The sequence below is a fragment of the Rhodospirillales bacterium RIFCSPLOWO2_02_FULL_58_16 genome, from assembly GCA_001830425.1.
Classification (GTDB): Bacteria; Pseudomonadota; Alphaproteobacteria; order Rhodospirillales; family 2-02-FULL-58-16; genus 2-02-FULL-58-16.
In genome coordinates this window covers 1-7,775 of sequence record MIAA01000010.1, presented here as the reverse complement: position 1 = coordinate 7,775, position 7,775 = coordinate 1, and the positions used below count along the sequence as shown (strand labels likewise).

7 protein-coding genes are annotated in these 7,775 nt (G+C 56.7%); all 7 read right to left on the bottom strand.

What is annotated here, in order from left to right; genetic code table 11:
• Nucleotides 1-182 precede the first annotated feature (182 nt).
• Nucleotides 183-551: a hypothetical protein gene (locus tag A3H92_01850; GenBank protein OHC76187.1), complete on the bottom strand. Its 369-nt coding sequence runs from the start codon at nt 549-551 to the stop codon at nt 183-185.
• A gap of 49 nt (nt 552-600) precedes the next feature.
• Nucleotides 601-2,433 carry a hypothetical protein gene (locus tag A3H92_01845; GenBank protein ID OHC76184.1) on the bottom strand — a complete coding sequence of 611 codons (1,833 nt, stop codon included), beginning with the start codon at nt 2,431-2,433 and terminating at the stop codon, nt 601-603.
• 13 nt (nt 2,434-2,446) lie between these two features.
• Nucleotides 2,447-3,688 (bottom strand): hypothetical protein, encoded by a 1,242-nt coding sequence (locus A3H92_01840; GenBank protein OHC76183.1) that lies wholly within the window; start codon nt 3,686-3,688, stop codon nt 2,447-2,449.
• Between the two features lie 376 nt (nt 3,689-4,064).
• Entirely contained in the window at nt 4,065-5,081 is a 1,017-nt protein-coding gene (locus A3H92_01835; GenBank protein OHC76186.1) for a hypothetical protein, read from the bottom strand.
• A 65-nt stretch (nt 5,082-5,146) separates the two neighbouring features.
• The gene (locus A3H92_01830; GenBank protein OHC76185.1) at nt 5,147-5,518 is read right to left on the bottom strand and encodes a transposase; all 372 of its coding nucleotides are present in this window, start codon (nt 5,516-5,518) and stop codon (nt 5,147-5,149) included.
• Nucleotides 5,519-6,574: 1,056 nt separating this feature from the next.
• Nucleotides 6,575-6,790 carry a hypothetical protein gene (locus tag A3H92_01825; GenBank protein ID OHC76182.1) on the bottom strand — a complete coding sequence of 72 codons (216 nt, stop codon included), beginning with the start codon at nt 6,788-6,790 and terminating at the stop codon, nt 6,575-6,577.
• A 393-nt stretch (nt 6,791-7,183) separates the two neighbouring features.
• Nucleotides 7,184-7,597 (bottom strand): TIGR02391 family protein, encoded by a 414-nt coding sequence (locus A3H92_01820; GenBank protein OHC76181.1) that lies wholly within the window; start codon nt 7,595-7,597, stop codon nt 7,184-7,186.
• Nucleotides 7,598-7,775: the final 178 nt, after the last annotated feature.

Below are 7,775 nucleotides of genomic sequence, written 5' to 3'. Positions count from 1 at the left end.
GGGCGTTATCGGCCTATGTGTTTTGACCGCAGAGGCACAAAGGCGCAGAGAAGATTAAGCGAAGTTTTCTTACCGCCTTTTTTCTCTCTCTATCTTTCTCTGTGTCTCGGCGCCTCTGTGGTCCATAAAACGGTGCTTCTTTCAGTCAACGCGCCGGGCGCTAATGGAAGCACTCGCCCGATTCACCCGGAAAGGCAGGCGTTGACGCACGCAAGAAGTTCGTCTTCCGTGAACGGTTTCGCCAGCACCCGCGCCGCCCCGAATTGCTCGGCCAGCTTGAGAAAATCCAGGTTGCGGGTCCTGCCGCCGCCGGAAATGCCGATGATCCTGATGCCGGGATAGTCGCGCTTCAACTCGATGATGGTTTCCACGCCTTCCTTTTCGGGCATGATGATATCGGTGATGACAAGATCGAAGGGCGTCGCCTTCTGGAACGCAATGCCTTCGTTGCCGTTTCTTGCTTCGGAAACTTCATGGCCGGCGTTCTCAAGTATCTCCCGCAGGGTGAAGCGGGCCAGTTCCTCGTCATCAATCACCAGAATGCGCGCCATATTCAAACACCATAGTTATACTTGTTGATAGAAACCTCGGCATCCGCCGCTAGACGATCTTAGCAGATTCAATCAAAGGAAGATATATATCAATATTAGTTCCCACCCCCGGTGTGCTGGAAATGTCGATGACGCCGCCGTGCCGGGTGACGATCCCGTGGACAATGGACAGGCCAAGCCCCGTTCCCTCGCCCACCTCCTTTGTTGTAAAGAAGGGATCAAAAATATGTTCCACTATCTTTTGGTCCATGCCGCAGCCGTTATCCCTGACCGTAAGCTTGGCCCACGCGCCGGGTTTAAGGCCTTGAATCTTGTTAACCGATGCTTCGTCCGCCCGTGCCCGTTCGAGGATGATTTCAATCCTGCCGGCCCCGCCTTTCACGGCGTCCGCCGAATTGACCGCCAGATTTATCAGAAGCGTTTTGATCTGCGAAGCATCGCCAAAAACGATTCCTGTTCCTTTATCCAGCCTGTCTTCGATGCCGACGGTCCTGGGAATGGTGGAGCGAAGAAGTCCCACGGTTTCCTCGACCACCGCGCACAGATCGATATTTTGCCGTTCGAGTTCATCAAGGCGGCTGAAGGTCAGAAGCCGGGCTATCAAATCCCTTATCCGCTCGGCGGCCTGAAGGACTATTTCCGCTTTTTTGCGGTCCTTGCTGTCTGCCGGATAATCGTCGGCCATCATGCTGGTCAGGGCCAGGATAGGCAGCAGCATGTTGTTGATTTCGTGGGCGATGCCGCCGGACAGGTTGCCGATGGATTCCATTTTCCGGCGTTGGCCCAGTTGCCGCTCCGCCTCCTTGCGATCGGCGATGTCGCGGATGATCCCGCTGTAATAGACTTTTTCTCCCGCCTTCCACATGCCGAGCGTCAGCTCCAGCGGAAACTCCGCTCCGTCCTTGCGCCGCCCCGCCAATTCAACGGTCTTGCCGATAAGGCGGACCTCGCCGGTCTCGCGGATACGTTTCAGGGCGGCCTCGTGAGCGCCTTCGTAGCGTTCAGGTATAAGAAGCGCCACCGTTCGGCCTATCATCTCGTCCCTGTCGTAGCCGAAGACGGAGGTCGCGCCGTTGTTCCATGAAACGACGACGCCGTGGGCATCGATGGCGATGATGGCGTCCCTGGACGAATCGACGACGGAACGAAACCGCTCCTCGCTTTCCAGCAATGACTTGTTCGCCCGCCGGATGACGCGGTCGGCGCGGACGACGATCATGATAAGAGCGCCGTAAACCGCCAGCAGCGTCAGCGTCACGCCGATGATAACAAATATCTGGGTTTGGCCGATGCGCCGGACGACGGGGGTAACGTCGTAGTAGAGTTCAAAGACCGCCTCGATGGGGGTTTCCGGGCCGCCATGGCGAATGGGGATATAGCTTTCGATCATGTTGAGGTGTTCATGCTCTCCTCTCGGGGAAAGAAACGTATGTTTATGAGCCAGCTTGCTGTAAACGTCGCCGGCGACGGCGGCGATGAACCCGGCGTCATGGGAACCATCCTTGCCGATGTCGGCGTTGTCGGTGGAAAACACCGTCAATCCCCTGGGGCTGAATATCTTGATCTTCACGGCGGTGCTGGCCAGCAGCGTGAAGCGTTCTTTCAGCCCGCCGGTTATGCGGGACATGATTTCGACGGCGGCGGGATGGCCGCGCAACGCTTCTCCTTCCAGGCCTTCCAGGCGATAGATGAGGGGTTCGATGCCGGTCCAGAGATTGTCGACGATGGCACGGGTGCGCACGACGTTTTCCCGCTCCACCATATCCATTATGTCCCGCTCGGCGACCGTCTTGTACAACAGGCCGAGAACGATGATCGCCGTCACAATGGCGATGAAGCCGGTGATCGTGAAATAACGAACGAGTCGGAAGCTTTGCGTCATGATAATGCCCGTTTCACGTCTGCCTCGTTTTCAGGAGCGTTTTCAGCATGCCGATCGGCTTTGACTTGTCGTCTTCGGGCTGCCTGCTGTCCAGCGCCTGGGCGAGGTCTTCGCTGCCGACGTAGTCGAAGCCGGCGCTGACGGCGGCGGCGCTGAGGGTGATCGTTTCCAGGCCGTGGGCATGGCTGCGCACGCCGCATTCCGATGCTTTGCCGGCGAACCGCTTCAGTTCGGCCATGACTTCCCGCTCGTCCCGCCCGCCTCCCCTGAAGTCCATCCCAAGGGAAAGAACGGCGTCGGCGGGAACCATGTCAAAGCCGTCGAAACCCGGCTCGACCCTGAGCATGACGCCTCCGCCGTAAGGTTTGACAAGACTGACGGCTTCCTCCACCGCCGTTCTGTCGAGAAGCGCAGGCGGCTTGACGATCTCGAAGAACACATAATCCAGCACGGACCAGACCAGTTTCTTGCAGAGATTGATATAACTCTTCCCGTTTCCGGCGTCGGCGAGAGTCTGGAAATGGACCGGCGCCAATATTTGCATGACGCCATACCGGGAAATCGCATCCTCGATCTGGGCGACCGCCTTGCGCAGGGCCTCCAGGTCAAGAGCGAGAATGCGCAGGGGATCGGTGAAAAGGCCGGGCAAGGAATCCTCCGACAGGAACTCTCCGCCGCCGACATCCCACAGGGGTTCGCACAGGTAGCAGAACACATCGTTGCCGCGCACGTCCCACAGCGGGTAGTAGCGGAACTCGGGGTCCGCCAGCACCATTCTTGAAGCCGGCGGCGGAGCGGCGGCGGGGATTTCGTCATGAACGCGGATAAATCCGAATCCCTCCTCCTCCACGCTCGACGGCCTGAATACCCGGATCGGCCCGGCATGGCCGGAAATTCTCGCGCCCAGCGTATCAACGAGGCCGTTTACCGAATTGAACAAGCCGATGTCGGAGCCGTCCCGGCAGACGACAAGGAAACTGAAGTCATCGTAGCGGATACATTCGCTTTGCGGAGAAAGCAGTTCCTCTATGCCGGCGCGCAACGTCATGGCCGCGTCGTCGGCGTCCCGGCGCTTGTCTGGAGATGCGCGGAGCCTCTCCCAGCGGATCAGGCGCATGTTGTCAAGGCTGCATGATTCGGACGCCGCCAGCAGCCTGAGCAACTTCCAGGCATCGGCGTGCGCATCGGCTGCGCCGGAATTGCCTGTCAGCCCCGCCGGGAAAACGATGCGTTTCTCTAAATCCTCGTTTCCCATGGACCCCACCGGAGAAACCAAAATACCACAAGCACAAGGGTAATAGTCCAAGGAGCAATACGCAATGGCTATAGGTCAGGGTCATTCGCTTATTCCTGACCACGGACGAGAGAGCGCGTTTGCTTGAAGCAACTGGCGGAGGGAAAGGAACCGGGAACCAACCCTCTCTGTTCCGATGACGGGATGTTTGCAGACGAATTGCAGGTCAGATCGGATAAGCGATGGATGCCGGGATCGAACTACGACCAAATAAAATCAGGTTCTTTACGGTGCTGCTTGACGCTAAGCGGAGATTTTCCGCATCCTCATCGCCATGAAATTACACTTTCAAGCCTACTCTGCCGATGGCAGAGCTTCGAGGCCACCGTGACCAAGTTCAGCGGAGCACGTCTTCAAGGGATTTCGCCTCCAAGATACGAAGGCTCCATTCCTCCAGAGTTTCTGTGTCAGCTTGCGTGATTTTATCCCGCGCCCAGCCGGGTAAGCTTCCAAACCGGCGTTCAAGTAGGCGTACAAGAACGACAGACTCTCCTTCCTGGCGTCCTTCCTGGCGTCCTTCCTGGCGTCCTTCCTGGCGTCCTTCCTGGCGTCCTTCCTGGCGTCCTTCCTGGATTCCCTGCCGTTTCCACTCCTGCTTCCATTCGTTCATCCGTGTCGCCAGCATAGTCCGCACCTCCAGTAAATTTTCCGACACCTGCGCGCCGATTCCGGCGCCTTCCTCCATCGTCACCAGCCGTCCCGCCAGCGTGGCAAACACCGGCTTCAACGCTTCGAAGCCCGGGTGACCCTTGAACCAGCCGATCAAGGCATCGACCAAGCCGATCAATTCATCCGCATCCCGGCAGTGCTCCAGTTGGAACAACAGCGCCGCCGGCGAATCCCGCCTTGCCAAGTCATCGGCGGCATAGGCGCCTTCGTCGAGCATATGATACGCCATTTCAGGCTGCCAACGCCAGAACGGAGATTCGCCGGGCAGGGCAATCAGCTCCCGCAATGTGAGCGGCATCGCCCAACGCGGATCGCCGTTGTATAGAACCAGCGGCAGAACCGGCGGCAAACGACCGTCAGGAGCGAGCCGTTTCTCCCGAACCAATTGCTGCCACAAAAGGCCCACATAAACCATCACCCGAAGCGCCATCCAGCGCTCGGGCGTCGATTGGAACTCCAGCAGCAGATACAAGTAGACGTCGGAGCCGTCGCGGGACGGGATGCGCCAGATCACGTCGCCATCCCGGCGCTCGCCCGCCGGTCCATGGAACTTGGCGTTCACTCGTTCCATGGCGGCAAGGTCGAGTTCTTCCAGCCAGGGTTCGGCGACGAATTCCCTGAGTAGTTGCGCCACCATCCCGGCATGAGAAAACAAGCGGTGGTAAAGGGCGTCATGGTCAGCCATGACCATCATCTACCATGGGGAGCCATGCGTGTCAGCCGCGTTCTATGCCTGAAGGCTAGAGCACGTCAGGATTGATGCCGATCATATCCGGCATGTTTAAGGAAGTTGGCGCATTCGTGAGGGGGGAATTTGTCGAGCGATTCGGCGATGACGCGCCATAGGTCGTCTACGGATCTTGCTGCGGCTTTTCGCAATAGGGCCTTGAGCTTCGAAAATGCGAGTTCGATGGGATTGAGGTCCGGGGAATAGGGCGGCAGGTAGAGCAGGAATGCGCCCACCGCTTTGATTGCCTCGCGCACCCTCGCAACCTTATGGCTGGGCAAGTTGTCCATGACCACGATTTCGCCGGGGGCCAGACCGGGAGCAAGCACCTGTTCTATGTAGGCCTTGAACCAGTCCCCATTCATGGGGCCATCCAGAACCATCGGAGCCGTCAAGCCGGTTGTCCGCAGTGCGGCGACGAAGGTGGTTGTCTTCCAGTGACCCCAAGGCACGGCGGCACGAAGACGTTGACCTTTCAAGCTGCGCCCCCGAAGTCTGGTCATGTTGGTTTTGGCTCCGGTTTCATCAATAAAAACAAGACGATCTGGCCTAATCCGGCTCTGCCATTTACGCCAATTCCGCCGCTTGGCCGCCACATCTGCACGTTCTTGTTCTGCCGCATGCGCGGTTTTTTTTAAAGCAGTAGCCCAGCGTATGAAGTGTGTCGTTGATGCTTTGGCGCGATATCACGATCCCTTCGGCGGCCAAGCGGTCACGGAGTTCGCACAAGGTAATATCAGGTTCAGCCGCCAGAACTGCATGCAACCAATCCTCTCGACCGGCGAGTTTCCGCTTCTTCTGACCGCCGATCTGTCCCGGATGCAGGCTCCCCGTCTCGCGCCACTGCCCGACAAGAATAATCGAACTCGAAGCACTCACGCCAAACCGCCAAACCGCCGCGCCGCCGCCCGCGCCGAACTCCCGGACTGCACAGCTTTAATAATCCGTCTGCGTAGATCAAGAGAATGACCATACCCCATATCGTATCTCCCATGCCATTAGCCACAACATCATGGGGGAATAGTGAATCATCCCAAACGATTCGCGTCAATCCTGACGTGCTCTAAAACTTCCGGGGGAGGCGATTTCTCACCATCATTGGCACGGAGGGGGGGGGGGCGTTCCATCTCATAACCTGAAGGTCAGAGGTTCAAATCCTCTCCCCGCAACCAAATTAGCCCGTAACCTCAAATGGTTACGGGCTTTTTGATTCTGGGGCTAATCATTCAATCGCATCCGTGGAAGCACTGTGGAAGCAAGAGGGGGCGAAGCTCTGCGTAATGCTGGGCCGGGGTAATGGCGGTACCCGCTTTTTGGGCGCCCACTTTGGAAGTGCCCCAGAAACCGGACGGACCCAGGCCATTTGTTGAACTTCCGGGCATGACCCAAACCCGCCATCACCTGAACACTACTGATCATGTCTCCGGCGATGGCCCCTAGCATGCAAAAATTCACCAATCATCTGGGCTATTCATCTTACTGTAGCTGCTGATCTCGTTCAAATGCGTGCCAATTGAGAAACGTTCATCATCCCAAACAGCGTATAAAATCTTCGTACCATTATTCTCGTTTTCGTTCAGGTCGAACTGGTAAGTGTCCAAGAACAACTGTTCGTAGTATTTTGCCAGTCTGTTTTCGCACTCGTGAAAGGTCACAAACAGTGTCACGCCACTCAGCCATTTTTTTTGATGTGCTCGGCTACTCTGATGTTTGGAGGGCCTTTGCCAACGTATTCGCATTGCATCGTATGAGTTTTGTGGTCGTCACAATGCTCGTATTCTCTCCACAAATGGTAGATGCCAATTTTACCACGCATTGGTCTCAAGAATTTTGAGGACTTCAGATCACCAATCTGGAAGATTTCATCCGTTGGAACAGGATTACAATACCAACTTTGGTTGACGATACCGCTCGCTGGGAGCGGGTTTCTAAGTTCCAGCTTCGCGGTTCTGTCAAAATCTGAATAGTCAGGGTTTTGGCAGGGGAAGTCTTGGTCGATACATTTTTGCACTTTCTCACTCCTGCATCACTTGACAGCGGCACCAGATTGTCTGGATCCTTCAAATGGTCGAGGCTGGAGAAGTCCCAACGTCCTTCGACAGCCTTGAATCCACAATCCGCAGGATGTGACTGGCGAGCATAATCATCTCAACAGCGTCAGTTGGGTCTTCAATTGTCACGGAACGGTGCGAGTGCGGATTTTTGTATGAGCCGAGGGCGCCGGCAACTAGCGACTGCAACCCCTCCCTCTCGCCTTCGGGTATATCCATATCCGAAAGCGGCCCCTTCTTCGGATCAAAAGCCTTGCGGGCCAGAGGCATCCCAAAATCCTTGTCTGAATACCCACCAGCCTCGCGGACAGCGATTTCGACCTGTTTGAACGCCTGGAAAACTGCAGTGTCGTATTCCCCCCTCGTGAAGCTCACCAAGGCCTTCTCAACGATAACAGGATGCAGAAGGGCCTTCGGCAGCATCGATGCTTCTTGATATCGGATAACGCCTTCACGGCCACCCAATTCTCGACCCCGACGACTGATTTTCCGCCAGCCATTTTGCCCATTCGTCGTGTCAGGCGGAATGATAAGGCCATTAGTGTAAATTCGCTTGCAATAATGACCCCCTGAGGGGCGATTTTCGCGTCCAATTCTGCCC

What these genes read in the sequence shown, in the direction of transcription:
- A3H92_01850 (OHC76187.1), bottom strand. Translation starts at nt 551, where the DNA reads ATGGCGCGCATTCTGGTGATTGATGACGAGGAACTGGCCCGCTTCACC.
- A3H92_01845 (OHC76184.1), bottom strand. Translation starts at nt 2,433, where the DNA reads ATGACGCAAAGCTTCCGACTCGTTCGTTATTTCACGATCACCGGCTTC.
- A3H92_01840 (OHC76183.1), bottom strand. Translation starts at nt 3,688, where the DNA reads ATGGGAAACGAGGATTTAGAGAAACGCATCGTTTTCCCGGCGGGGCTG.
- A3H92_01835 (OHC76186.1), bottom strand. Translation starts at nt 5,081, where the DNA reads ATGGCTGACCATGACGCCCTTTACCACCGCTTGTTTTCTCATGCCGGG.
- A3H92_01820 (OHC76181.1), bottom strand. Translation starts at nt 7,597, where the DNA reads ATGCTGCCGAAGGCCCTTCTGCATCCTGTTATCGTTGAGAAGGCCTTG.